The sequence below is a fragment of the Prevotella sp. ne3005 genome (assembly GCF_900110085.1).
In the GTDB taxonomy this organism is placed as follows: Bacteria; Bacteroidota; Bacteroidia; order Bacteroidales; family Bacteroidaceae; genus Prevotella.
Genome location: NZ_FOCK01000003.1, coordinates 109253 through 134568, shown reverse-complemented (window position 1 = coordinate 134568; position 25316 = coordinate 109253). Strand labels below are relative to the sequence as shown.

General features: G+C 53.0%; 20 protein-coding genes and 1 pseudogene. 9 read left to right on the top strand and 12 right to left on the bottom strand.

Features of this window, described 5'->3' with window-relative positions:
* Positions 1-30: 30 nt before the first annotated feature.
* Complete coding sequence (locus tag BMY16_RS05465; protein ID WP_091840727.1) at positions 31-1578, bottom strand: PEGA domain-containing protein; 1548 nt, start codon at positions 1576-1578, stop codon at positions 31-33.
* Positions 1579-1885: 307 nt separating this feature from the next.
* Here BMY16_RS05465 and BMY16_RS05460 point away from each other — a divergent pair, with 307 nt between their 5' ends.
* The 3 genes from BMY16_RS05460 (at position 1886) to BMY16_RS05450 (ending at position 4871) form a co-directional block, all read left to right on the top strand.
* Entirely contained in the window at positions 1886-2611 is a 726-nt protein-coding gene (locus BMY16_RS05460; protein ID WP_091840725.1) for a sensor histidine kinase, read from the top strand.
* A 9-nt stretch (positions 2612-2620) separates the two neighbouring features.
* The gene (trhA, locus tag BMY16_RS05455; protein ID WP_091840724.1) at positions 2621-3268 is read left to right on the top strand and encodes a PAQR family membrane homeostasis protein TrhA; all 648 of its coding nucleotides are present in this window, start codon (positions 2621-2623) and stop codon (positions 3266-3268) included.
* Positions 3269-3365: 97 nt separating this feature from the next.
* The gene (locus BMY16_RS05450; RefSeq protein ID WP_091840722.1) at positions 3366-4871 is read left to right on the top strand and encodes a succinate CoA transferase; all 1506 of its coding nucleotides are present in this window, start codon (positions 3366-3368) and stop codon (positions 4869-4871) included.
* Positions 4872-4908: 37 nt separating this feature from the next.
* On the opposite strand, the gene ispG is transcribed toward BMY16_RS05450, so the two are convergent.
* The 5 genes from ispG to BMY16_RS05425 all read right to left on the bottom strand — a co-directional run bounded on the left by ispG (position 4909) and on the right by BMY16_RS05425 (position 9669).
* Positions 4909-6276 carry a (E)-4-hydroxy-3-methylbut-2-enyl-diphosphate synthase gene (gene ispG / locus BMY16_RS05445; RefSeq protein ID WP_091840721.1) on the bottom strand — a complete coding sequence of 456 codons (1368 nt, stop codon included), beginning with the start codon at positions 6274-6276 and terminating at the stop codon, positions 4909-4911.
* A 1-nt stretch (position 6277) separates the two neighbouring features.
* A complete protein-coding gene (gene purE, locus BMY16_RS05440; RefSeq protein ID WP_091840719.1) occupies positions 6278-6784 on the bottom strand; it encodes a 5-(carboxyamino)imidazole ribonucleotide mutase in 507 nt (168 codons plus the stop codon).
* Positions 6785-6787: 3 nt separating this feature from the next.
* On the bottom strand, positions 6788-7411 hold the full coding sequence (locus BMY16_RS05435) for a phosphatase PAP2 family protein (protein WP_091841033.1): 624 nt from the start codon (positions 7409-7411) through the stop codon (positions 6788-6790).
* Between the two features lie 18 nt (positions 7412-7429).
* Positions 7430-8959, bottom strand: a complete 1530-nt coding sequence (gene rpoN, locus BMY16_RS05430) for an RNA polymerase factor sigma-54 (RefSeq protein WP_091840718.1) — start codon at positions 8957-8959, stop codon at positions 7430-7432.
* Between the two features lie 62 nt (positions 8960-9021).
* Positions 9022-9669 carry a hypothetical protein gene (locus BMY16_RS05425; protein WP_091840716.1) on the bottom strand — a complete coding sequence of 216 codons (648 nt, stop codon included), beginning with the start codon at positions 9667-9669 and terminating at the stop codon, positions 9022-9024.
* 69 nt (positions 9670-9738) lie between these two features.
* Here BMY16_RS05425 and BMY16_RS05420 point away from each other — a divergent pair, with 69 nt between their 5' ends.
* Positions 9739-11022, top strand: coding sequence for a histidine-type phosphatase (locus BMY16_RS05420; protein WP_091840714.1), 1284 nt, complete (start codon positions 9739-9741; stop codon positions 11020-11022).
* A 64-nt stretch (positions 11023-11086) separates the two neighbouring features.
* Here BMY16_RS05420 and nrdG read toward each other — a convergent pair whose 3' ends face one another.
* The 3 genes from nrdG to BMY16_RS05405 all read right to left on the bottom strand — a co-directional run bounded on the left by nrdG (position 11087) and on the right by BMY16_RS05405 (position 14361).
* Positions 11087-11584 (bottom strand): anaerobic ribonucleoside-triphosphate reductase activating protein, encoded by a 498-nt coding sequence (gene nrdG, locus BMY16_RS05415; protein WP_091840713.1) that lies wholly within the window; start codon positions 11582-11584, stop codon positions 11087-11089.
* On the bottom strand, positions 11581-13818 hold the full coding sequence (locus tag BMY16_RS05410) for an anaerobic ribonucleoside triphosphate reductase (RefSeq protein ID WP_091840711.1): 2238 nt from the start codon (positions 13816-13818) through the stop codon (positions 11581-11583). Before BMY16_RS05410 ends, nrdG begins: the two co-directional genes overlap by 4 nt.
* A gap of 123 nt (positions 13819-13941) precedes the next feature.
* Positions 13942-14361 (bottom strand): SufE family protein, encoded by a 420-nt coding sequence (locus BMY16_RS05405; protein WP_091840710.1) that lies wholly within the window; start codon positions 14359-14361, stop codon positions 13942-13944.
* A gap of 344 nt (positions 14362-14705) precedes the next feature.
* Between BMY16_RS05405 and BMY16_RS05400 the strand changes: the two genes are divergently transcribed.
* Entirely contained in the window at positions 14706-16007 is a 1302-nt protein-coding gene (locus BMY16_RS05400; RefSeq protein ID WP_139207131.1) for a site-specific integrase, read from the top strand.
* 136 nt (positions 16008-16143) lie between these two features.
* On the opposite strand, the gene BMY16_RS05395 is transcribed toward BMY16_RS05400, so the two are convergent.
* From BMY16_RS05395 to BMY16_RS05385, 3 genes are read right to left on the bottom strand one after another with little or no spacing between them, the layout of a single operon-like run.
* The gene (locus BMY16_RS05395) at positions 16144-16764 is read right to left on the bottom strand and encodes a deoxynucleoside kinase (protein WP_091840705.1); all 621 of its coding nucleotides are present in this window, start codon (positions 16762-16764) and stop codon (positions 16144-16146) included.
* Positions 16765-16804: 40 nt separating this feature from the next.
* Positions 16805-17422, bottom strand: coding sequence for a deoxynucleoside kinase (locus tag BMY16_RS05390; RefSeq protein ID WP_091840703.1), 618 nt, complete (start codon positions 17420-17422; stop codon positions 16805-16807).
* Between the two features lie 12 nt (positions 17423-17434).
* Positions 17435-18679 carry a peptidase U32 family protein gene (locus BMY16_RS05385; RefSeq protein WP_091840702.1) on the bottom strand — a complete coding sequence of 415 codons (1245 nt, stop codon included), beginning with the start codon at positions 18677-18679 and terminating at the stop codon, positions 17435-17437.
* A 90-nt stretch (positions 18680-18769) separates the two neighbouring features.
* On the opposite strand from BMY16_RS05385, the pseudogene BMY16_RS05380 reads away from it, so the two are divergent.
* The 4 genes and pseudogenes from BMY16_RS05380 to trpB all read left to right on the top strand — a co-directional run bounded on the left by BMY16_RS05380 (position 18770) and on the right by trpB (position 25316).
* Positions 18770-21436 (top strand): annotated as a pseudogene (locus BMY16_RS05380) (SusC/RagA family TonB-linked outer membrane protein).
* Positions 21437-21441: 5 nt separating this feature from the next.
* A complete protein-coding gene (locus BMY16_RS05375; RefSeq protein WP_091840700.1) occupies positions 21442-23091 on the top strand; it encodes a RagB/SusD family nutrient uptake outer membrane protein in 1650 nt (549 codons plus the stop codon).
* The gene (locus tag BMY16_RS05370) at positions 23091-23885 is read left to right on the top strand and encodes a C1 family peptidase (protein ID WP_091840699.1); all 795 of its coding nucleotides are present in this window, start codon (positions 23091-23093) and stop codon (positions 23883-23885) included. The genes BMY16_RS05375 and BMY16_RS05370 overlap by 1 nt, the downstream gene beginning before the upstream one ends.
* A 225-nt stretch (positions 23886-24110) precedes the next feature.
* On the top strand, positions 24111-25316 hold the full coding sequence (gene trpB / locus BMY16_RS05365) for a tryptophan synthase subunit beta (RefSeq protein ID WP_091840697.1): 1206 nt from the start codon (positions 24111-24113) through the stop codon (positions 25314-25316).

Sequence of the window (25316 nt, the reverse complement as noted above, 5' to 3'; positions counted from 1 at the left end):
AAATCTTTATATATAAATAAGGTGTACGCATCAGAAATTGAAGATGGCACCGAGGCTCAACATGAAGCCACCGGCCTTGATGTCGCTGTTGTCTTCAATCTTCTTGAAGTTGTCGTCCTTGCTCATGCCGATAGAGAAGGCAGGGTTGGCAAAGACATAGAGGCGCTGGATGGGTGCCCACAAGAGTTTGGCTCCCAGTGAGAGGCAGTTGGCCGAGGCACCGTCGCCATAGAGGTTCGTGCCGTCCTTCACACTACCCGTGAGGCGCTCAATCTCATAACCCACCTGTGGGGTGATGCCCAGACGCTCTGTCAGTATGAACTGATAGCCCAGCTTCACGGCGAAGGTCGAACGCTTATAGGCCACGCTGCTCAGGTAGTTGTCGTTGCCGTCGGTGCTATACCACTTCACCTCGTCGCTCTCGCTGAGTCCGAAGGTGTAGCTGGCCTGCAGGTCGAAGTTCTTGAAGGTTATACCCGCCAGGGCGGTAATGCCTCCGAGTGAACGGATGGTGTAACCTGCACCGAAGTAGAATGCCTGTGGCTTGATGTATTTCACGCGCTCCAAGGCCACGGTATCTGTCGTGGTCTCATTGTGGGTAACGGTAAACTCGCGCTCTGTTCCTATATAACCCTTATGGTTGAAGGCCAGCTGATAAGTACCCACGGGGAGTGTCTGTATCTCTTCGATGTTGATGGGCTGTGTGCCGTTGAGGATGGCCTTTGCACTACGTGGACGGGTGTAGATGTTCAGTCGTCCAGTATGGGGTGCCGGGGGCGCTGCCTCCACATCGTTCTGCTGCTGGGGCTTTACAGTGAAGGTGGTCCTCACGGGGTCGCAGTCGTTCTTGCGGGTTTCTACTACATAAGTGCCCTCGCGCAACTGTGATGACCAGGTGCCAGTGCCTACCTGATGGTCGTTGAACCAGATGTCGGCATCGTTAGCCACGTTTACAGTCACCTCACCATAGTGTTGGCGCATGTCCTGCATCTCGATGTTGGCCATCTTCGTCTCCTTGGCGTCGGTAATGGCGACGATAATGGTGTCCTTACCTTCGTAGATGCCATTCTGGGTGGTGACGGCATGACGGCCGTAATTCAGGTATCTGTTGTATATGGGCGACTGTCCGATATACTCGCCATCGACAGTCACGTCCGACTTGGCCTGTGAGGTGGTGATGGTCACGTAGCGGCCCGTACCGATGTCGAGCAGCATCTCGTAGGTGCGGCCACCCTGTATGGAGACGGGGTAGAAATAGTCGCGCATCACGCCAAACACCTGATGAGTCACGGTAAGCTTCTGGGCGCGGGGCGGTACATAGAGCCAGATCTCGCCGGCCTTCTCCTCCGTTCCCACGATTCCCAGTGAACCGCCGTTAAACAGGAATCCCTTCTCTGGGGTTACAATCTTGATGAGTGCTGCCTTTTCTCCGTTTTGGTCCAGTTTCTGTGTGCCACGCGTATTGGCGGTCAGATCGGTTTCAAGGAGTTTGAAACTTATCACGCTGATGCCGTCTGCCAATACAGACTGGACACCGATGACAAGGATCGAGCAAATGAGTAGTACAACTTTCCTCATAGGTCTTATTAGTTATTGTGCCTGCCATCCCCCAATTCGGCGGTTAATAATCAAATATGGTAGTTAATCCATGTAGGCGTGGGGATTATCACCATGTGAACGCCTATAGTCATGTGCAAAGATAGTTAAATTCTCCGAAACTTCCAAATCTTTTGTCGTTTTTTTCATTTTGGTCGTTTTTTTTGCTTAATTAGTGTAAAAATGACGTTTTTCGTCGATAATACGAAAAAAATTGGCAATTTGTTTGGTTATTTGAAATAAAAGTTATTATCTTTGCACACCCATAAACTGTAAATGTTAAGTAATAATGCAAAAAATTATTGAACAAGAGAAAGACTTGGAGGAATTTTTCCTCGACAACGTGAGTGATGAAATCCGCACGCCGCTGAATGCTATCGTCGGTTTCAACGACCTGCTGAATGGTGTCTCAGGCGCCCACATGGACGAGGAAGAGAAAATAGTGATGAGAGATCATATCCGCCACAATGCCAACAGACTGTTGACAGTGGTCAATGATATCATAGATCTTTCGAAAATGCAAAAGGGCTGTCTGACGCTTCACAAGACAGTGATCAGCCTGATGGAAACCTGCTATAAGGCCCGTGAGAGTGTCAAGCACGAAGTGCCGTCGGAAGTCAAGCTCAAGCACGAGTACCCTGTAGCTCTGAAGGATACCTATCTCTATGCCGACGGCAGGCGCCTTGAGCAGCTTATCCGCATCCTCTTGGAGAATGCCTGTCAGCATACCACTTCCGGTGAGGTGGTGCTGAAGGTGCGCACCTTCGAGGCACTCGATGACGGACGTACCATCCTCCAGATTCGTGTCGACGATACGGGTGAGGGAGTCCCTGAGCTCCATCGCGAACAAGTTTTCAAACCATTCTGGAAGATCGACCAGAAGTCGGAGGGACTAGGGGTCGGACTCGCCCTCTGCCGTGAGATTGCCCACCTGCTCAATGGCAAGGTCTATCTTGACCACGACTATAACGGTGGTGCCAGCTTCGTCTTTGAGATGCCGCTGGAGCAGTTGTAAGACATATCAATGATCAGATATACAAAGAAAGAAGAAATCTGGAATGCCGCTTCCCATGGTGGCGGCATTCTTTTAGGGGTGGTGTTCGGCATCATCTTCCTTGTCTGGTGCTTTCAAGGTGATAACAACTGGGCGCGCATAGGCGTGATCCTTTATCTTTTCGGCATGCTTGGCAGTTATGTTGCTTCCACGCTCTACCACTCGATGAAACATCACTCGAAGTGGAAGGAACGCCTTCGCAAGTGGGACCATGCCGCCATCTACTGGCATATTGCGGGTTCCTATTCCCCTCTGACGCTCGTGGCACTCCGTGAACAGGGCTACTGGGGTTGGAGCCTTTTCATCTTTGTCTGGACCTGTGCCGTGGCTGGCACCATCGTCAGCTTTATCCATCTGAAAGAGCACTCCAACCTCGAGACCATCTGTTTCGTGGGTATGGGCCTCAGCGTACTCGTTGCCTTTAAACCTCTGATGGACTCTGTGTCAGCTGCTGCCGTCGTCTGGCTTATTGCCGAAGGTGTCAGCTATATCACGGGTGCTGTATTTTATTCGTTCAATAAGAAGAAATATATGCATTCTGTGTTCCACTTCTTCGTCCTCGCTGGTAGCATCTGTCATATCATCGCTGTATGGGATGTGTTGATGGAGTATATATAAAGGTAAAAAGGTAAAAAAGTAAAAAGGTAAGTGTTTTATTTGGTGGTTTGAGCGAATATTATTAATTTTGCCGCCAAATTTGCAAATTAAATGAATTATGGCTTATACACGTATGACTGCTGCAGAGGCTGCAGCACTGATTAAGAATGGCGATCACATCGCCATGAGTGGCTTTACACCTGCAGGTGTAGCCAAGGCAACAACCAAGGAGTTAGCAAAGCTTGCTGTGGCTGAGCATGAGGCTGGCCGCGAGTTCAAGGTGGCTATCTTCACAGGTGCTTCTACAGGACAGAGTACCGATGGTGACCTGGCAAATGCTCAGGCTATCCTCTACCGTGCTCCCTACACCACGAACCCTGATTTCCGTAAGCATGTGAATATGGGTGAGATTCCCTACAACGACCTCCACCTGAGTCACATGGCACAGGAGCTGCGCTACGGATTCTATGGTCCGTTGGATTGGGCTATCCTCGAGGTGTGCGACATCGAAGAGGTGGGTAACGACTATCATGTCTATCTGACTGCCGCAGGAGGTATCTCTCCCACAGCTGCTCGTCTGGCTAAGCATGTGATCCTGGAGCTCAACAGCTTCCATAACCCCAATGCGAAGTATATCCACGACGTGTATGAGCCTCTGGATCCGCCTTACCGCAAGGCTATCCCCATCGAGCATGTAGGCGACCGTATCGGTGTGCCCTATGTGACTGTTCCTAAGGATAAGGTGGTGGGTGTCGTGGAGTGTAACATCCCCGATGAGGCCCGTGCCTTCAAGGACAGTGACCCTGTGACAGATAAGATTGGATACCTGACTGCAGAGTTCCTCGTAGAGGAGATGCACAAGGGCCGTATTCCCAAGGAGTTCCTGCCCCTGCAGAGTGGTGTGGGCTCTACAGCCAATGCCATCCTCGGCGCCCTGGGTCAGGACAAGCATGTGCCTGACTTCAACATCTATACCGAGGTGCTGCAGGACAGCGTTGTCGCTATGATGCTGAACGGTCGTGTGAAGGATGCTTCAGCTTGTTCTCTCACCGTCTCTAACGAGTGCCTGATGCAGGTGTATGACCACATGGACTACTTCAAGGACCACCTGACGCTGCGTCAGAGTGAGATTTCGAACTCTCCTGAGATTATCCGTCGATTAGGTGTCATCGCCATCAACACCGCTATCGAGGCCGACCTCTATGGTAACGTGAACTCTACCCACATCAGCGGCGTGAAGATGATGAACGGTATCGGTGGTTCGGGTGACTTCATCCGCAACGCATACCTGTCTATCTTCACTTGTCCTTCTGTGGCTAAGGGTGGTGTGATCTCTTCAATCGTACCGTTCGTTTCCCATCAGGATAGCTCGGAGCACGATGTGAACATCATCGTGACAGAGCAGGGTATCGCCGACCTGCGTGGCAAGGGACCCATCCAGCGTGCAGAGTGCATCATCGAGAATTGTGCACATCCCGACTATAAGCAGTTGCTGTGGGATTACCTGAAGATCTCGAAGATGGGTCAGACCCGTCATAACCTGCCTGCAGCGTTTGCTATGCACGACACGCCGGCTCGCAAGGGTGACATGAAGCTCACCGACTTCGCTGAGTACATCAAATAAAGAAATAATCCCCAGCCAGGCGGCTGGGGATTATTGTTTATGCTCTATCTTTACGGATAAATTCAATGAGACGGTCGACAGCCTCTTCCTCGGGGATGTTCTTTTCAATACATTCCTTGGCTTTGTAGAGGGATATCTTTCCGCGGCCAGCTCCGACATAACCGTAGTCGGCATCAGCCATCTCACCTGGACCATTCACGATACACCCCATGATGCCAATCTTAAGTCCCACCAGATCCTTCGTGGCGGCCTTGATCTTGGCAATGGTCTCCTGGAGGTTGTAGAGCGTACGTCCACAGCCAGGGCAGGAGATATATTCGGTCTTCGTAAACTTGATGCGGGCTGCCTGAAGGATGGCGTCAGCGAGTTCCACGAGCTTGGCATTGTCGAAGTCAGGATGCTGGATGACAAGCTGATGAGCCTTCTTGTCGATCAGCAGGGCTCCCACGGCCATGGCGGCTTTGAGTTGGAGCGTCTCCCAGTCAGGAGCGTCGATGGCGAGGGTGATGGTATCGCTTTGGATGCTGGCCTCGGCCTGGGCACGCAGAGCAGTACACTCTTCAATCATGTCGACCAACTTACGGGCTACGGGAATCTCGCACTCAGGCTCTTCGGAGAGCGACACGCGGATGGTGTCGCCAATACCCTCCGTCAGCAGGGCGCCGATACCTACGGCACTCTTGATGCGCCCGTCTTCGCCCTCGCCAGCTTCTGTGACACCCAGATGCAGGGGATAGTGCATATCCTCCTGGTCCATGGTCTTGACAAGCAGACGTACGGTGGTGACCATGACTACGGTATTCGAGGCTTTGATGCTGATAACGACATCGTTAAACTGTTCGCGCTTAAAAATACGGAGGAACTCCATACAGCTCTCGACAATACCCTCTGGGGTGTCGCCATAGCGCGACATGATGCGGTCGGAGAGGGAGCCATGGTTCACGCCGATACGAACGGCAGTATGATGCTCCTTACAGATATTGAGGAAGGGCACAAGCTTCTTCTCGATCTTCTCGAGTTCGGCGGCATACTCCTCGTCGGTATATTCAAGGTGCTTGAACGTGCGGCCCGGGTCCACATAGTTGCCAGGGTTGATGCGCACCTTCTCACAGTAAAGGGCTGCGACATCGGCCGTATGGGCCGTGAAATGGACGTCGGCTACGAGGGGCGTCTGATAACCGTCGGCCTTCAGCTGGGCTGAGATGTTCTTCATGTTCTCTGCCTCACGGACGCCCTGCGTGGTGAAGCGCACAAGCTCACCTCCGGCATCGATGATACGCTTGGCCTGCGCCACGCAACCCTCGGTATCGTTGGTGTCGACGGTGGCCATCGACTGGATGCGGATGGGGTTACTGCCGCCAATGCCGATATTTCCCACACGGGTTTCGGATGATTGTCTTCTCATGTTAGTTGGTCTTATACTGATATTTCACTTCGGCCAGTTCTTTGTTGGCCTTTTCGATTTTCACACGGAGATTGCCCTTATAGACGGCAAGGCGCTGGGCCAGATCCTGATCGCTGAGGGCCATCATCTCGACAGCGAGGATGGCTGCGTTCTGGGCACCATTGACGCCAACGGTGGCCACAGGGATGCCCGGAGGCATCTGGATGATGGAGAGCATGGCGTCGAGGCCGTCGAGCATGCCCTTGATGGGTACACCAATAACCGGTAGGGTGGTGGAGGCGGCAATGACACCCGGGAGGGCGGCAGCCATGCCGGCACCGGCAATGATGACCTTGATGCCACGGTCCTTGGCAGTACGGGCGAACTCTTCGACGGCATCGGGGGTGCGATGGGCGGAGAGGGCGTTGACTTCAAAAGGCACCTGCATCTCGTCGAGCAGCTTGCAGGCTTTTTCCATAATGGGCAGGTCACTGGTGCTGCCCATGATAATACTTACTAATGGCTTCATATCTTATAAATAAATTAATCCGAAGAAAGCGCAGACGACACCAACCCAGAAGCCGGCAACGACCTGCAATAATGAGTGCTGGCGCAGGATCATACGACTGGAACCGAGGAGGCCTGCCAACATCATGACCCCACAGAGCCACCACACAGGGTTGAACCCGAACAGCTCACCAAAGACGAACAGGGCACCAGCCACACCGCCGATGGCTGCGGTATGGGTGGAAATCTTCCACCACACGTTGATGAGGGCGCAGACCACCTGTATGGACAAGGCTGCCGATACGATGGTGCCCATGAAATGGGGAATATGCATCATATCCATCAGGAAGACGCAGAAGAAATAGCAGAGGATGGAGATGACATAGGGCACCACGCGGCGCTCCTTATGACCGAGTTCGATCAGATTCCAACCCTGATAACGGCGATAGAGGTGGATGAGCACCGTGGGCAACAGAATAGTGAAGAGGTAGACGAGGGTGAGCACCTGCAGCTTATAGCCCCACGGCATCAGTCCCAGATAACTGAAGATGAAGAGGGCCATCAGCCCCACCAACGGCAGATAGAAGGGGGTGAACAGCATGCTGATCACACGTGCCGCCAGAATAATCGTCTTTTCCCTGTTAATCATCTTTATACCTTTCATTTTTCACTTTCTCAGTCTAGCAATGGGGATACCTAATTGTTCACGATACTTTGCCACCGTACGACGGGCGATGGGATAGCCCTTGGCGGCGAGGAGCTCTTTCAGCTGGTCGTCGCTCAGGGGGCGCTTCTTGTCTTCTGCCTCGATGATATCGCGGAGTACGGCCTTGATCTGGCGCGTAGACAGTTCTTCACCGTTCTCTGTGACATAGCCGTCACTGAAGAAATGGCGCAGGGGGAATGTGCCCCAGCGGGTCTGGGCGTACTTGGAATTGCTGACACGCGACACGGTGGAGAGGTCGAGCCCCGTCTTCTCGGCCACATCCTTCAGGATCATAGGACGCAGCGAGGCCTCGTCGCCGTCGACGAAGAACTGGTGCTGCAGCTGGATGATGGCGCGCATGGTGACGCTGAGGGTGTGGCGGCGCACCTTGATGGCTTCGATGAACCCCTGGGCAGCGTCAACCTTTTTCTTAATATAGAGCAGGGCCTCCTTGGTCTGACGACTCAGGTTTTCCTTGTTGGCCTCATATTCCTTCATGGAGTCGACAAACGACTGCGACACGCGCAATTCTGGCACCTCGCCATTGTTGAGGGTGAAGGTCACCGTGCCGTCGTCTTGGGTGTCGACGATAAAGTCGGGCGTGATCTGCTGCAGACTCCTGCCTACAGCCTCGCCCAGGGATGCCCCAGGGCGGGGATTTAGCTTACGCAACTCCTGGAAGAGTATCTCGGCCTGTGCGTCGTTGAGTGAGAGGGCTGTTTGTATCTTGTCCCAGTGCTTCTTCGTGAACTCGTCGAAATGGTCATCGACCACCTTTTCCATCAGGTCTCTGAGCCGTGAGGGGTCGCGACGGGCAATCTGCAGTTGCAGACACTCCTGGAGCGTACGGGCGCCGATGCCTGCAGGGTCGAAGGCCTGAAGCCAATGGAGCACACGCTCGATGTCGCCGATGGTGACGTCGATGTTATGGTAGATGGCCAGCTCCTCACTGAGCATCTCAAGGTCTTTACGCAAGAGACCGTCATCGTCGAGTGATCCAATGAGGTATTCCATCACGTCGTGCTCCTGCTCGCTCATGTCGAGCTCGCCCATCTGTTCCTTCAGTAGGTCGTAAAACGAGGTTGTCTCGCCAAAGACCATCTCCTCGCGTTCGTCAGAGACGGCGTTGCCTCCCTGATAGACGGGCAGTTCCTCGTCATCACGGCCAATGCCGCTGAGGGCCTCGTCGAGTGCCGACTGGCGCTCTTCGCGCTCAGTAGCCGACTCGTAGTCCTCGTCGGTATCCGTTGAGAGTTGAGAGCTGGGAGATGATAGGTCATCGCCTTGCGAGGCGGCCAGCTCGTAATCGTCGTCGCCAGGCGACGAGGTCTCGAGGGCCGGATTATCATTCATCTCGGTGTTGATACGATCAACGAGCTGCGTCACTGGCAGTTCCACCAGCGAGGCTTGCAACAGCTGCTGCCGCGAGATCATCAGTCCCTGCTTCAGCTGTTGTGTCTGTTCCTGTATCTGACCGTACTTCTCAGCCATTTCTATTTTTTTACTTTTTACCCTTTTACCTTTTTACTTTTTTACCTTTTCCCCTTTTCCCCTTACTTAAAGTATTCTTTCAATTGTTCTGCATAGGAGGCGAGATCCTCGGTATTGGCATTACCGAAGCGTCGCCAGATCAGCTGACAGGGTGCCAACAAGGGATTGGTCATGGCATCCTTGTGCTTCAGGTAGGGGTCGCAATACTGGAACACCTCCAGCACGTCAACCACCTCCTGGGGCTTCAGCTTCAGCAATCGGGCCAGCTGCTGCACCTCGGGTGTCTCGGGCACCATCGTGATAGGTGTCAGACGGAAATACTCGTCGAGAATCAGTATCAGCATCACGGGCGTCAGCTTCTCTCCCTCGGCGATAGGCTTGAAATCCTTTTCAAAACTCTCAGTGGTCTCCACGCCCTCGTAAAACAGGCTGGCATTGTTGAAGCCATTCATCCCCCTGAAAAGGCTGACGGCTCGGGCCAGCTTGCGGGGGTTGTTGCCATAGGTCTCCCAGATGTGCTCGATACGGGGTGTCTCGAGGTTGGCAATCTGGCACATCTTGTTGAAAAGGATATTCGGAGCGATGTGCAGTTCCATGCTTAGCTCCACCATCTTTCGATTGTACATCGGCTTGACGCCTACAGGCTTCTGCAGGTAAATTTGCATGAGCAAAAGCCAGTAATCATCCTGCCATTTCAAGTTTTTTGCCATATTCTTCCCGATTTTTTTGCAAAAATAATGTTTTTTCCTTATATTTGCAACCGAATTAGGAAAAAACTTATGAGAAAAGTAGTATTATTTGCCCTATGGGCACTCTCGGTACTGACTTTGACGGCTCAAAACGCTCGCGAGAACCTGAAACGTGACCTTTTCAAGGCTGGTAGTAATTACTATGCCTATCCGCAGCCCAGCACCTTTCTGACTCCTGCCCCGAAAGGCAAGAAACCCTTTTATGTCAGCACTTATGCCCGCCACGGCTCGCGCTACTTGATCAAACAAAAAGAATACGATATCCCTTACCTGTGGCTCCGCAAGGCCTCGGAACAGGGTAAGCTCTCGGAGTTAGGACAGAAGGTGTATGAGCAGGTGAGCGCCTTGCATGATGAGGCCCGCAACCGTTATGGCGAGCTTACGCCTCTGGGGGCTGCTCAGCACCGACAGATAGCCCAGCGTATGTACGACAACTTCCCCGAGGCATTCGCGGGAGCGGCCATCGTCGATGCCAAAAGTACCGTAGTGATACGCTGTATTATCTCGATGGAGAACGCCCTAGTGCAGTTGGCGAAGAACAATCCGAGATTGGTCATCAATGCCGATGCCAGCGAGGCCGACATGTGGTATATGAACTTCCAGGATACGGTACTTTTCAAGAAGCGGTTGTCCAAGGAAACCGTTGATACCTATAATGCCTTCTGCGACAAGCATGCCGTCCACCAGCAGGTGATGGCCCGACTCTTCAACGATTCGGTATACTATCGCGACAGCGTCGATGCCTACGAGCTGAACAGGATGCTCTTTAAGCTGGCCTCGAGTGTCCAGGGTACGGAACAGCGCCACCATTTCAGCCTTTTCGACATCTATACCCACGACGAGCTCTACAACTGCTGGCTGATGTACAACAGCTACTGGTATTTGTGTTATGGCAACAGTCCCTTCAACGGAGGCACGCAGCCCTATATCCAGCGCAACCTGCTTCGCCAGATTATCAAGGATGCCGACCTTGCCGTTGCCACCCCGCGTAATGGTGCCACCCTGCGCTTCGGCCATGAGACCATCGTGCTCCCACTCACTTGTCTGTTGGGCCTCAATGGCTTCGACCGTCAGTTCTTCGACCTTGAAGAACTTGACGTCAACGGCTGGCTGAACTTCGACGTGTTCCCCATGGCTGCCAACATCCAGTTTGTGTTTTATCGAAAGAATCCCAAGGATAAGGATGTGCTGTTGAAGATCCTGCTCAATGAAAACGAGGCCTATCTGCCTATTCCCACGGACTGTGCACCTTATTATCATTGGAGTGATTTCCGGGACTTCTATCTGAAGAAACTCGACGCCTATCAAGAATAATCAAGAATCCCTGCCAATCGGCCTATCAAGAATAAATCAAATAATCCCTGCCAATCGGCAGGGATTATATGTTTACATCCGGTTCCCAGAGGATGACCTCTCCGGCATAGAGCGTCTTCTGTACGTCGATGATACGCTGGTTGGAAGAGCCCCTGAAGAGCAGGTCTGGGTCGTGAAGCTTCTGGATAAAAGGTCCGTCCACGAGTACGTCGAGCAACTCCAGCAGCTCGCGCTGTGCCCGGGTGATCAGCGTTTCAAAGGTAAATCCCGTATAGCACCAGATGTCCTTATTCGTCTGGTTGTGGATGGCACGTGCCAACTCCGCGAAGCCGTCGCACTGATACATGGGGTCACCCCCGGAGAAGGTGACATTGGCATAGGGATCGGCCACGATGATCTTCATGATCTGCTCTGTGCTCATCTCATGTCCGCCTTTGAAATCCCACGACTGGGGATTATGACAGCCGGGACACTGATGACGGCACCCCGCACAATAGATGGAGGTCCGAAATCCCGGACCATCCACCATCGTATCTTCAATAATATCGAGAACCCTGATCATCCAAACAGATCTTGCTGTCCGTGATCGATGTGGGTGACACGGTCGTTGAGCTCAGCGAGCTTGCCGGAGTTCCAGCGGTCGGTGGTGCCCACCAGATAGCCTGTGATACGCTGCAGCTTGTCGATATGCGTCGAGCCGCACTTCGGGCACTTATCCAGATGGTCGTCGGCATTCTCATAGCCACAGTCCATGCAACGGTTGCGGTTGTGGTTCACTGAGCCATAGCCCATGTTCAGCTGATCCATCATGTCCACCACGCTCATGATCACCTGTGGGTTATGCGTTGCGTCGCCGTCAATCTCCACGTAGAAGATATGGCCGCCACGCGTCATCTCATGATAGGGAGCCTCTACCTCAGCCTTGTGGCGGGCAGAGCACTTGTAGTAGACGGGCACGTGGTTGGAGTTAGTGTAATAGTCGCGATCGGTGACACCCGGAATCACGCCGAACTCCTTGCGGTCCTTCTTCGTGAACTTGCCGCTGAGGCCCTCGGCAGGGGTAGCCAGCACCGAGTAGTTATGATGATAGTGCTCGCAGAAATCGTTCACACGCTGCCGCATATAGCCCACGATCTTCAGTCCCAGTTCCTGGGCCTCCTCCGACTCTCCGTGGTGCTTACCAATCAAGGCCACCAGACACTCTGCCAGTCCGATAAATCCGATGCCGAGGGTGCCCTGGTTGATCACGCTCTCGATGGTGTCCATGGGTCTGAGCTTGTCGGCACCAATCCACAGGCTCTTCATCAGCAGGGGAAACTGCTTGGCGTAGGCGGTCTTCTGGAACTGGAATCGGTCATCGAGCTGCTGGGCAGCCACCTCCAACATATGGTCGAGCTTGGCGAAGAACAGGTCGATGCGCTTCTGCTGATTCTTCTCTTCGCGAGCTGCCTCGATGGCCAGCTTCACAATGTTGATGGTGGTAAACGAGAGGTTACCGCGTCCGATAGACGTCCTTGGTCCAAAGCGGTTCTCAAACACACGCGTACGACAGCCCATCGTGGCCACCTCGTGGATATAGCGCTTGGGGTCGTCGGCCCTCCACTCGCTGTCTTGGTTGTAGGTGGCGTCGAGGTTCAGGAAATTGGGGAAGAATCGGCGTGCCGTCACCTTACAGGCCAGCTGGTAGAGGTCGAAATTCCTGTCCTCAGGCAGATAGTTCACGCCCCGTTTCTTCTTCCATATCTGGATGGGGAAGATGGCGGTCTCGCCATTGCCCACACCCTCATAGGTAGAGAGCAATATCTCTCGCATGATGCAACGGCCCTCTGCACTCGTGTCCGTACCATAATTAATAGACGAGAACACCACCTGATTACCACCCCTTGAGTGGATGGTGTTCATATTATGGATAAACGCCTCCATGGCCTGATGCACACGCCCCACGGTCTTGTTGATGGCATGCTGCTGGGCACGCTCCCTTCCCTCCAGTCCGTCGAGGGGCTTCTTGATATAATCCATCAGGGGCTCCTCGTAAAGATCCTGATAGCTCTCGCCATTCAGTTCCTCAAGGGCTTTCAGCTCCTCCACATAAGTCATACGTACGTAGGGGGCCAGATAGAAGTCGAAGGCGGGGATAGCCTGACCGCCGTGCATCTCGTTCTGACAACACTCCATCGAGATACAGGCTAATACTGAAGCCGTCTCGATACGCTTGGCAGGGCGCGAGGCACCATGCCCGGCGATGAATCCGCCCGAAAGGATATTGTCGAGGGGGTGCTGCACACAGGTGAGCGACTTTGTGGGGTAATAATCCTTATCGTGGATATGCAGGTAATTATGCTCTACGGCCTCACGACTCTCCGGAGAGAGCAGATAATCGTCGACGAAAGGCTTGGTGGTCTCCGAGGCAAACTTCATCATCATGCCTGCCGGGGTGTCGGCATTCATGTTGGCATTCTCTCGCGTCACATCGTTATTCTTGATGTTCACGATATCGAGGAACACCTCGCGTGTCTTGGCCTTACGGGCCACGGAGCGCTGATGGCGGTAGGCGATGTACTTCTGTGCCACATCCTTACGGCTCGACTTCATCAGTTCCACCTCTACGGCATCCTGAATCTGCTCCACGGTCATCTGGCTCTCGCCACGCTGGGCGATGTGGTCGGTTATCTGGTACAAGAGTCGCTCGTCCTCACCCTTGTCGGTGTGGAGCATGGCCTTACGGATGGCTGCCATGATTTTCTGCTCATTGAAGCCCACTATGCGTCCGTCGCGCTTTACTACGGTTTGAATCATATCTCAAAAGTTTTTAGTCTATGTCTTTTCACATTCTGCCCGCAAAGGTACACAAAAATATCCAGAAATCATCCTTTGTGAATGACTTTCTTTCGTTAATAAATATCAAAAATCAGTGCTCGATTATTGCTTTGTGCTGAAAGCCAGCGCATAAACGCGCATCTGCTTCACCATTGCTACAAGTCCGTTGCTTCGGGTGGGCGAGAGGTGCTCCTTCAGGCCTATCTCCTCGATGAAATAGAGGTCGGCATCGAGTATCTCCTGGGGGGTATGGTCTGAGAGCACACGGATGAGCAGGGCCACGATGCCCTTCACGATCAGTGCGTCGCTCTCGGCAGAGAAATGGATCTTGCCGTCGGCATAATCCGCCTGCAGCCACACCCTGCTCTGGCAGCCGTCAATCAGGTTCTGTTCCGTCTTATATTTCTCGTCAAGGGGTTCCTGCTCGTTGCCCAGGTCAATGAGTAGCTGATACTTATCCATCCAGTCGTCGAAACCGCTGAACTCCTCAATTATCTCGTCTTGAATCTCGTTAATCGTCATACCTTATTATATATTTGGGGGGCAAAGGTACAAATATGTTGGCAGAAAACCAAATAAAAACGACAAAAAACAGCCTTTTCTTTCATCCCGAGTACCATTCCTGTCATCTCGACCATCCCCCTCTTTGTCATTTCGACCAAGCGTAAGCGCATGGAGAGATCTTATGAGATTTCTTGGACAAGCCAAGCGGCAAAGCCGAGCGCTCGACTACGCTTGGAATGACAAGAATAGGGCGCGCTTTATACTTTTCTCCCTTAAATAACGTTTCTAAGGATATGGAGACTTGTGGTTGCGACATGTGGCCGAGTCATCAGATTCTAAGTTTAACTAAAAAGGGAAAAGCAATGGAAACAATTACAATGTGCGATGGGGCTGCTCCAACGGGGGCAGCCTCCATTTGTTTCCGCCTGAAAGACGGCGGACAGATTTTTTATCATTCAACAGGTATCAATGCCAGACCTGAGGATGCAGCGCGCAACCCTGCCTTGCGCAGTGAGCTCAACCGCCACTGTCTGGCCATGTGCAAGGCCTACACCCTCATGCAGGTTAAGCGGATGGACATGAACAACCGCATCTTTGAATTGCAGGTGCAACGGGTGATGGCAGAATGTGCTGGGCTGGCAAGACGTCAGGATGGTGAACCCGTCTATGAAAGGCTGAGACGGTATATAGAGGAGGCATACCGTGACGGGGTGATAGGTGCAGGACGATATATGATCACACTTGGTAAAGCCCGAAAACTACAGCGCTTCCTGATTATCAATGGCTTATCAGGTATCAGTGCCAGGGAGTTTACCACTGAGTTGCTTTTGGAATACCGCAAGTTTGTCTACGACGAATATCTCTATGTATCTCAGTTCCCATACCTCTATCCTTCTGGCGGAGGGAGGCATGCTCCTCAGAGACGCTGTAAGGATGCCACAGTGGTGCACGACCTGAAAGCCCTCCAGGCTTTCTTCCGGGAACTGGAGGATACTGGTGAGATACGCCGCTCGCCCTTTAAGAAGATTTCGTTTGAGAAGCGAAGGAGCATCATGCACGTGATGTATGACGCTCCTGTTTTCATGAAGGCCGAGGAATTGAGGAAGGTGATGAAAACGGATGTGCCTTCTGAACTGCAATGGGTGAAGGATCTTTTTGTGTTGAATTGTGCGCTGGGTTGTCGTATCGGGGATTTGCTGCGGCTCACGATGGATAAGGTGGCTGTGTCAGAGGACGGGATACCGTATGTGCATTATTTCCCATTGAAAACGGCTCAGTCTCAGGGGACGAATCAGGAGATCCAGACGCCACTGATTGAACCTGCAATAGAAATAATCCGTCGTACGAAGCTGGTGTTTATTGGACATCAGCCTAAGTATGGGAGGCAGGTGTATAACAAGTCGCTGCGGCGGTTGTTGGCGTATTGTGGGATTGACCGGAAGGTGAGTCTGTATGATTCGGAACTAGGTGACAATGTGTATAAACCCATCTATGAGGTCGCTTCGTCTAAGTTAGCCCGCAAGACCCATATAGACATGTTGACCAAGGTGCAGATCAATTATTATGCATCAGGTCTGCATCGGACTGGTTCGGATGCAGTGTTCCGATATACGAGTCTGGAGCTGAAGGATAGGTTGGCGTTGCTTCAAGCGGCGTTCGAGTAGTCATCTCGACTAGGTGTTAGCGCATGGAGAGATCTCTCGACTGCGCTCGAGATGACAAGGGGACGTTCGAGATGACAAGGGGACGTTCGAGATGACAAGGGGACGTTCGAGATGACAAGGGGGCATTTGAGAGAGGTCATTCCATTGGGAAGAGACCGTAGAGCTTGGCATCGATCATGTCGGTAACCATCTTGAAGTCCTCGGGGGAGTCGCCGAATTTACAGTGGTCGCCATCGACGATGATGAGCGGCCCTAGATAGGTGGCTATCCATTCCTCATAGCGTTTCTCCAGTCCCTGCAGGTAGTCGAGGCGCATGGTCTGCTCGTACTCGCGGCCACGCTTCTGGATTTGTGCCACCAGGGTAGGGATGCTTGAGCGGATATAGATCATGAGGTCGGGCAGTTTGACGAGCGAGATCATCAGGTCGAAGAGGTCGGTATAGTTCTGGAAGTCGCGATCGCTCATCATCCCCTGGTCGTGGAGGTTGGGGGCGAAGATGCGGGCATCCTCGAAGATGGTGCGGTCCTGGATGATGGTGTCCGTGGATTTCGAGATCTCCACCACCTCCTTGAAGCGCTTGTTGAGGAAATAAATCTGTAGATTGAACGACCAACGGGGCATGTTGGCATAGAAGTCTTCCAGATAGGGGTTGTTGTCTACAGGCTCGAAGCGTGGTGTCCAGCCATAACGATGGGCCAGCAATTTGGTGAGTGTGGTCTTGCCACTGCCGATGTTTCCTGCTATTGCGATGTGCATGGTCTTGTTGGGAATTGAATGATTGAGAATTGAGGAATGATTAGGAGAAGAGGCCGAAGAGGGTAGCGTCGATGCGGTCGATGACCTGCGCCAGATCCTTGGGGCGGTTGATGAAGTCGAGCTGGTCTTTCTCAACCGTCATCACACGGCCCTTGTATTTATGATAGATGAAGTCGTCGTAGCGCTCGTTGAGGTTCTGCAGATATTCCAGTTGCATCGACTGCTCATAGTCGCGCCCCCGCTGCTGGATGTTGCCCACGAGGTAGGGCACAGAGGCACGGAGGTAGATCATCAGGTCGGGCAGGCGCACCACCGACATCATCTGCTCGAAGAGTTCCATATAGGTCTGATAGTCGCGGTCGGAGAGGTTGCCCATCGCCCGGTTATTCTCCATAAACACATAGACGCCCTCGAAGATGGTGCGGTCCTGGATGATGGTATGGTCGGTCTGCGAGATGGCGATGAGGTCGCGGAAGCGCTCCTTGAGGAAGTAGACCTCAAGGTTGAACGACCATCGGTGGATGTCGCGGTAGTAGTCTTCGAGGTAAGGGTTGTGGTCGACGGCCTCGAAGCGTGGTTCCCAGCCATAGTGCTTGGCCAGCAGCTTCGTGAGCGTTGATTTCCCGCTACCGATGTTTCCTGCAATCGCTATATGCATCTTGTTGACTGTTTATTCAGGGCTTTGTTCGAGTTTGAAGAGTTTGTCGCTGGGACGTACTTTCTCGGGGACGGCGATGGAGACGCGTGTGCCCTGCTCAGCCACCTCCACGGGGCCGTGGTCGCCGTGGATCTCGTCGGCATTGACATAGATGACACCCGTGGTGGGTCCTGTGATGAGCATCTTGTCGCCCACCTTGAAGGTGTTGGCCTCGACGGTGAACTCAGCGACACCGAGCTTTGAGAAGTATTTCACGCCCTTGCCGATGTAGACCTTGCGCTCTGTGGCGTTGGAGCCGTAGTTCTTGTTCCACTCGCCCATGAGCTGGCCCTGATAGTAACCATCCCAGAAGCCACGGTTGAAGACGGTGGCGAGACGGGCGTCCCACGCATCTTTGCGCTCTTCCGTGAAATCGCCGTCGAGCACAGCCTGTATGGCCTCTTTGTAGCACTTCACGACGGTATAGACGTATTCCGGTCCTCGGGCACGCCCCTCAATCTTGAACACGCGCACACCTGCATTCATCATCTTATCGATGAAGCGCACGGTCTTCAGGTCTTTGGGCGACATGATGTATTTGTTGTCGATGTCGAGCTGATAGCCCGTCTCATTGTCTGTGGCCGTATAACTGCGACGGCACACCTGGATGCACTCGCCGCGGTTGGCGCTGCGGTTGGCGGCATGCAGGCTCATGTAGCACTTGCCGCTGATGGCCATGCAGAGGGCACCGTGGCAGAACATCTCGATGCGGATCTGCTCGCCCGAGGGGCCGCAGATATGTTCGGCCTCCACCTGGCGGTAGATCTCTGCCACCTGATTCATGTTCAGCTCACGCGCCAGCACCACGACATCGGCAAACTGGGCATAGAAGCGCAAGGCCTCGATATTGGAGATGTTGAGCTGAGTGGAGAGGTGCACCTCCTGTCCCACGCGGTTGCAATAGGTCATCACAGCCACATCGCTGGCGATGACGGCAGAGATACCTGCCTCATGGGCAGCGTCGATGATCTCATGCATCAGGGGGATATCCTCGCCATAAATGATGGTGTTGACCGTGAGATAGCTCTTGATGCCATGCTCCTTACAAGTGGCGGCCATCTCTTTCAGGTCGTCGATGGTGAAGGTGGAGGCCGAGTGGGCCCGCATGTTCAGTTTCTCGATGCCGAAATAGATGCTGTCGGCCCCAGCCTGGATGGCTGCTGCCAGCGACTCGCGAGAGCCCACTGGCGCCATAATTTCAAAATCTTGAATCTTCATGGGTGCAAATTTACAAATTTTTTGTGAATAAATACATCTATTAGCCAATAATTTGTTATCTTTGCAAGCAGAAACCAAAAACGAAAGCTCATGGGGAATAGATTCTGCATACTGTTGCTGACCATGATTATGGCTGCATCGGCTGGCGCCCAGACGGATGGAAATGATTCGATTGTAAGAGTCGGTTATTCGAAGGGCGACCTGGACGCCATTGCAGGTGCCATAGACCAAGTGACGGAGAATCGTATGAACAAGGGTCTCATCACTTCGTCGATCGACGCCCTCAGTGGTCAGGCGGCTGGTGTGCAGGTGACCGCAGGCGGTAATCAGGAGGCGATGATCTCTGCCGTGCGTGTGAGGGGTACCACCTCGCTGACGGGTGGCAACGACCCGCTCGTCATAATCGACGGTGTGACGGCAGACCTGGCTGTCCTCTCGACCATCTACCCTGCCGACATCGAGAGTTTTACCATTCTGAAGGATGCCTCAGAGACGGCACAGTACGGCTCGCGAGGTGCTGCAGGTGTCATCGAGGTGGCCACTAAGCGTGGCAAGGGGCAGCCGTTCCACATTTCCTACGACGGCAGCATAGGCTTTGAGTCGGTGTTCAAACGGGTAGAGATGCTCAGCGCCGACGAGTTCCGTAATACGGCCCGGCAATACGGATTCGACATCATCGACAGGGGATATGACACAGACTTCAACAAGGCCATCGAGTGTACAGGCTTTGTGCAGAACCACCATGTCGCCTTCGGCGGCGGTAATTAGAAGGCCAATTATCGTGCCTCTGTGGGCTTTCAGCGCCATAAGACAGTGATTAAGACGCAGGACTACCGTAACATCATTGCCAAGCTCGACATCACCCAGATGGCCTTCGACAACCATCTGACGGTGGACCTCGGTATGGTGGGCTCTGTGCAGAAGCGCGACTATCTGCCTTTCCCCCAGCAACTCTATTATTCGGCGGCCACCTTCAACCCCACCTTTCCGGACTTTCCTGAAGTTGACGGGAAATATGATCAGGTGACGGAAGCCCTCTGGATCAGCAACCCCCTCTCGCTGTTGGAGATGAAACAGAACGAGGACGGCGGCCATTTCAACATCCACATGAAGGCGAAGGTGGACATCACGAAAACGCTGACCCTGAGGGCCTTCGGATCGTACTCCTACAGAACCGACGATGACTCTCACTACTATCCCACCACGGTGTGGAGCAAGGGTGAGGCCTATCGCGATCATGAGAAGAGCGAGGACCTGAGAGGTAACCTGTCGCTGACCTACGCCACCAAGAAAAAGAACTTAGAGCTGAGCGTGATGGCGCTCGCCGAGGCCGAACTGCAGAGGAAAACCGGATTCAACGTGACTGTAACCAACTTCTCGACGGATGCCTTTGGCTACGATAAGCTGTCGGCAGGTGCCACGCGCCCTTGGGACGGTACGGACTCCTACTATAGGGAGGCCCGTATGGAATCGTTTCTCGGACGTGCGCAGGTGACCTTATGGGATCGATACACGCTGACGGTCAATGCCCGTGGCGACGCCTCGTCGAAGTTCGGAAGGAATCACCGCTGGGGTTTCTTCCCCTCCATCAGTGGAGCCTGGGTGATCAGCAGGGAGCGCTGGATGCAGTCCCTGAAGTGGCTCTCAAACGCTAAGCTGCGTATCGGCTACGGTCTGGCAGGTAGTCAGGGCGGTATCGACTCCTACAACTCCATGCAGCTTCTGGCACCCAACGGTGTGGTGCCCTATGCCGGCTCCATCACCACCACCCTCGGCATCATCCGCAATTCCAATCCCGACTTGAAGTGGGAGGTGAAGAAGACCTTCAACGTGGGTCTTGACCTTTCGATGTGGGAGAAGCGCATCGCCTTGAGCGTAGACTACTACCGTTCAAAGACCACCGACATGCTCTATGTCTACACCGTTCCTGTGCCGCCATTCCCCTACGATAAGTTCCTGGCCAACCTCGGTTCGATGCAGAACAGTGGTCTTGAGATAGGCTTTGGCATCACCCCCTTGCGCACGAAGGACGTGGAGCTGACCATCAACATGAACTGGTCGTTTGAGCGCAACAAGCTGCTTGCCCTCGACGGCGACTATAACGGCCAGCACCTGACGGCTCCACAGTCGAAAGGCATCTCTGCCCTCTGGGGCGCAGGCTTCCATGGATCGAGCACCGTGGTGAAGCAGATCGTAGGAGAGCCCCTGGGTGTCTTCAAACTGCCGCACTGCAAAGGCATCGTAAAAGATTCCGAAGGTTTGAAGTATTATGACGTGACGGACGAAAGCTATGTCTGTGGACAGGCCACGCCCAAGGCCGTCATGGGTTCGAACATCGCCCTGCGCTATCGTCATTGGGACATCACCACGCAAATCAATGGTGCCTTCGGACACAAGATTTACAACGGTACGGCCCTCTCGTATATGAACGTGCTCTCGTTGCCCAACTACAACATCATGAAGGGTGCGCCCGAAGAGGCGATCATGGATCAGACCATCAGCGACTACTGGCTTGAGAACGGCGACTACGTGAACTTCGACTATGTGACCGTAGGCTGGACAATTCCCATCAGGATGAAATACATCCAGGGGCTTCGCCTGTCTGTCTCAGTCAACAACCTCGCCACCATTACTGGCTACAGCGGGGTGACGCCGATGATCAACTCGAGCGTCATCAACGGCACCCTCGGCATCGACGACAAGAACGTCATGCCTGCCTATCGCAGTTACACTTTCGGTCTCAGCATGAAATTTTAAGCACTATGAATACAATCCATCAGATAGTATGTAGGGGGAGGAGAAGTCTTTTGCTTCTTGGCTTTTTTGCCCTTTTGCCCGCATCCTGTTCGCTCGAAGAACATCCTCAAGACCAGATTGCCGACGAATTGGCCCATGCCACCCCAGAGATGCTTTTCAAGAATACCGTCACCACCTTATATAATTATGTGGGAGGTGCTACCGACGGCCAAGGACTGCAAGGCACGTGTCGGGGCATCTATGACCTCCAGACCTTCGGATCGGACGAAGCCATTATCCCCACCAGAGGCCACGACTGGTACGACGGTGAGATGTGGCAGCATATGTACAGGCACTCATGGGACGGCGATCACGAGCTGTTGTACAACTCCTGGACCTATCTCTATAAGGCCATCACACTCTGCAACCGTTCGATAGAACACCTTGCAGAAAGCCGCAACATCATCTCCGACCAAGAATACAAGGCTTATACGGCCGAAGTGCGCGCCCTCAGAGCCATCTACTACTGGTATCTGCTCGACCTCTTCGGACGTGTACCCATCGTCACGAACACCCGCCTCTCGATGAATGAAGTCCTTCAGTCGGAGCGCAGCGAACTGTTCCATTTCGTCTACGACGAGCTCGTCGAGGCCAGCTATGATCTGGAAAAACAGAACAGTGTGTCGCAAGGCGATTACTATGGCCGTGTCACCTTTGATGTGGCGCTCTTCGTCTTGGCTAAGCTCGCCCTGAATGCAGAGATCTATCTTGATGACGATTGGACGGACAAAGAATACCTCGACGGCAAGGAGATCATGTTAGACGTCTACGGACAGAAGATGAATGCCTGGGAGACGGTCATCTTCTTCTGCAACTACCTGGCGAACAATTATTATCTAGAACCTGTCTACAGTATGAATTTCGTGGTGCGCAACGAGAACTCCGCCGAGAATATCTGGGTCATCCCCATGGATAAAGACCTCTATGGCAACACACAGCAGAATATCATGCGCTCGTGGCACTATCGTCATGCAGATGCCTATGGTATCACAGGCGAAAACGGCTCATGTGCCACCCTGAACACCCTTCGTGTCTTCGGCTATGGCACGGATGACGAGGATCCACGTTTCGAATTGAATTATTGGGCAGACGAGGTGTATGACCGCAATGGGGAGCTCGTCCTCGATCGCACAGGAAACCCTCTTGTCTACTATCCAAACGCTGTGAAGATGGATCTCAGCTACGATCCCTTCGTGGAAACGGCTGGTGCCCGAATGAAGAAATACGACATAGACAAGAACGCCACGAAGAACGGCATTCTCATGGATAACGATATTGTGCTCTTCCGTTTTGCCGATGTCCTGTTGATGCGTGCTGAGGCTAAGTGGCGCAATGGCCAGGACGGTAGCTTCGACTTCAATAATGTACGTGATCGTGCGGGGGCCAGTTTTCGCGAGTTGACGGCGGAGACTCTGCTCGATGAACGGCTGCTCGAACTCTGCTGGGAGGGGTGGCGACGTCAGGACATGATTCGTTTCCGTCAGTATAAGAGTCTCTTCACGGGTGATGAGTTCGATGATCCTGTCGACGAAAGCGACGGCCACACCACTGTATTCCCCATCCCCAAGGATATGCTCATCCTGAATCCTCACTTTACACAAAATCCGGGATACTAATGAAGAAATTGGTCATCATAGGTCTTTTAGTATTGTTCTGCGGGTGTGCTGCCCAACAACAGAAGACCTATCATCACGAAGTGCTGAACCGCATGACCCCTATCAAGGATCAGGGCGAGAGTGAGACATGCTGGATCTATGCCATGCTTGCTGCCATCGAGACGGAACATCTGGCATGGGGCGACTCCGTGAACCTCTCACCTTATTATATAGAGAAGATGCTGGAGCAGGAACCCAATGCCCCCAAGAGCAAGCGCGGTGAGTGTGCCACCCTGCTCAGACTGATAGAGAAATATGGCATTGTGGGCTACGACGCCATGCGGAAGGTAGATACCCCGGCTCCTAAATGGGTGTTCATGCTCGGTGCCACCTATACGCCACAGGAGTTTGCCCGTAGCGTATGCAAGCCGGGGGAATATATCCAGCTGATGAGCAATAGCCGTAAGCCTTACTATCAGGAGATGGAACTGGAGGTGGAGGACAACTGGCTGCACGACCGTTACCTGAACATCCCCATGGACTCGCTGATTCTTAAAACCGAACATGCCGTGCGACACCATCATGGCGTTTGTTGGGAGGATGCCGGCCACGGCATGGCCATCGTGGGTATTGCCCATGACGATCAGGGGGAGAAGTATTTCATCATGAAAAACTCATGGGGCACCAACGGTCCTTACAAGGGGTTGGAATACCTCTCGTTTGAACAATTCAGGAAAACCACCGTTGCCGTCGAGATGACAAATGAAGCCTACTATGAAAAAAAATCGCCGAAAAATTTGGCAGATAGAAATTAAATGTTTACCTTTGTCGCCGAAATGTTACAAAAACGACGCTAAATTAGAAATAATGATAAGAATGGCAAATAACTATTGGTGGTGGCGCAGCTCAAGATTCGAAAGATCGTGAGAAGATAGCCCGTACCCAAGCATTTGCTAAAAAAGATACTGAGAGGCCTGTCGTTCTTGCGACGGGCCTCTTAAATTTTTCCATCAGCACTCAACAATATAAAACTAAATAATATGAGCAAGTATCAAGTTGACAAAAACGGTTTCTACGGAGAGTTTGGCGGTGCATATGTGCCAGAGATTCTCTACAAGTGTGTTCACGACCTGCAGGAAGCCTACCTCCCCATCATCGAGTCGGAGGATTTCAAACAGGAGTATCATGCCCTCTTGAAAGACTATGTGGGTCGTCCCTCACCACTCTATTTCGCCAAGCGCATGAGCGAGCAGTACGGCTGTCAGTTGTATCTGAAGCGTGAGGACCTGAACCACACGGGTGCCCACAAGATCAATAATACCATCGGTCAGATTCTGCTGGCCAAGAAGATGGGAAAGACGCGTATTATCGCTGAGACAGGTGCCGGACAGCATGGTGTGGCCACAGCCACAGTCTGTGCCCTGATGAACATGAAGTGCGAGGTGTTCATGGGTGCCACCGATGTGGAGCGCCAGCATACCAACGTGGAGCGTATGAAGATGCTGGGTGCCGAGGTGCATCCCGTCCGTACTGGAAACATGACGCTCTCTGATGCCTGCTCTGAGGCTATCCGCGACTGGTGCTGTCATCCTGCCGATACTTTCTATATCGTAGGCTCCACAATGGGTCCCCATCCTTATCCCGACCTTGTGGCCCGTATGCAGAGTGTCATCTCCGAGGAGATCAAATGGCAGTTGAATGAAAAGATAGGCCGCGACTATCCCGACTATCTCATCGCCTGTATCGGCGGTGGTTCGAATGCCGCTGGCACCATCTTCCACTATATGGACGACGAAAGGGTCAAGATTGTCTTGGCCGAGGCTGGTGGCCACGGTTGGGAGACCAACTACACGGCAGCCACCATCCACAAAGGCTCTACGGGTATCCTGCATGGTGCCAAGATGCTCGTGATGCAGAATGAAGACGGCCAGATAGAAGAGGCTTTCACCATCTCTGCCGGACTCGACTACCCCGGTGTGGGCCCCATGCATTGTAACATGGCCAGGCAGGGACGTACCCAGGTGCTCTCTATCAACGACGACGAGGCTATCTATGGCGGTTATGAACTTACCCGTATGGAGGGCATCATCCCTGCCATCGAGAGTGCCCACGCCATCGCTGCCCTGAAGAAACTCTCCTTCAAACCCACGGACGTGGTGGTGCTCACCGTCAGTGGTCGTGGCGACAAGGATGTGGAGACCTATCTGAACAACAAACAGATGGCTAAGGAATATGGTAATTTCTAA

Coding starts and splice junctions, on each gene's coding strand:
- BMY16_RS05465 (WP_091840727.1), bottom strand. CDS start 1,578: ATGAGGAAAGTTGTACTACTCATTTGCTCGATCCTTGTCATCGGTGTC.
- BMY16_RS05460 (WP_091840725.1), top strand. CDS start 1,886: ATGCAAAAAATTATTGAACAAGAGAAAGACTTGGAGGAATTTTTCCTC.
- trhA (WP_091840724.1), top strand. CDS start 2,621: ATGATCAGATATACAAAGAAAGAAGAAATCTGGAATGCCGCTTCCCAT.
- BMY16_RS05450 (WP_091840722.1), top strand. CDS start 3,366: ATGGCTTATACACGTATGACTGCTGCAGAGGCTGCAGCACTGATTAAG.
- ispG (WP_091840721.1), bottom strand. CDS start 6,276: ATGAGAAGACAATCATCCGAAACCCGTGTGGGAAATATCGGCATTGGC.
- purE (WP_091840719.1), bottom strand. CDS start 6,784: ATGAAGCCATTAGTAAGTATTATCATGGGCAGCACCAGTGACCTGCCC.
- BMY16_RS05435 (WP_091841033.1), bottom strand. CDS start 7,411: ATGATTAACAGGGAAAAGACGATTATTCTGGCGGCACGTGTGATCAGC.
- rpoN (WP_091840718.1), bottom strand. CDS start 8,959: ATGGCTGAGAAGTACGGTCAGATACAGGAACAGACACAACAGCTGAAG.
- BMY16_RS05425 (WP_091840716.1), bottom strand. CDS start 9,669: ATGGCAAAAAACTTGAAATGGCAGGATGATTACTGGCTTTTGCTCATG.
- BMY16_RS05420 (WP_091840714.1), top strand. CDS start 9,739: ATGAGAAAAGTAGTATTATTTGCCCTATGGGCACTCTCGGTACTGACT.
- nrdG (WP_091840713.1), bottom strand. CDS start 11,584: ATGATCAGGGTTCTCGATATTATTGAAGATACGATGGTGGATGGTCCG.
- BMY16_RS05410 (WP_091840711.1), bottom strand. CDS start 13,818: ATGATTCAAACCGTAGTAAAGCGCGACGGACGCATAGTGGGCTTCAAT.
- BMY16_RS05405 (WP_091840710.1), bottom strand. CDS start 14,361: ATGACGATTAACGAGATTCAAGACGAGATAATTGAGGAGTTCAGCGGT.
- BMY16_RS05400 (WP_139207131.1), top strand. CDS start 14,706: ATGGAAACAATTACAATGTGCGATGGGGCTGCTCCAACGGGGGCAGCC.
- BMY16_RS05395 (WP_091840705.1), bottom strand. CDS start 16,764: ATGCACATCGCAATAGCAGGAAACATCGGCAGTGGCAAGACCACACTC.
- BMY16_RS05390 (WP_091840703.1), bottom strand. CDS start 17,422: ATGCATATAGCGATTGCAGGAAACATCGGTAGCGGGAAATCAACGCTC.
- BMY16_RS05385 (WP_091840702.1), bottom strand. CDS start 18,679: ATGAAGATTCAAGATTTTGAAATTATGGCGCCAGTGGGCTCTCGCGAG.
- BMY16_RS05375 (WP_091840700.1), top strand. CDS start 21,442: ATGAATACAATCCATCAGATAGTATGTAGGGGGAGGAGAAGTCTTTTG.
- BMY16_RS05370 (WP_091840699.1), top strand. CDS start 23,091: ATGAAGAAATTGGTCATCATAGGTCTTTTAGTATTGTTCTGCGGGTGT.
- trpB (WP_091840697.1), top strand. CDS start 24,111: ATGAGCAAGTATCAAGTTGACAAAAACGGTTTCTACGGAGAGTTTGGC.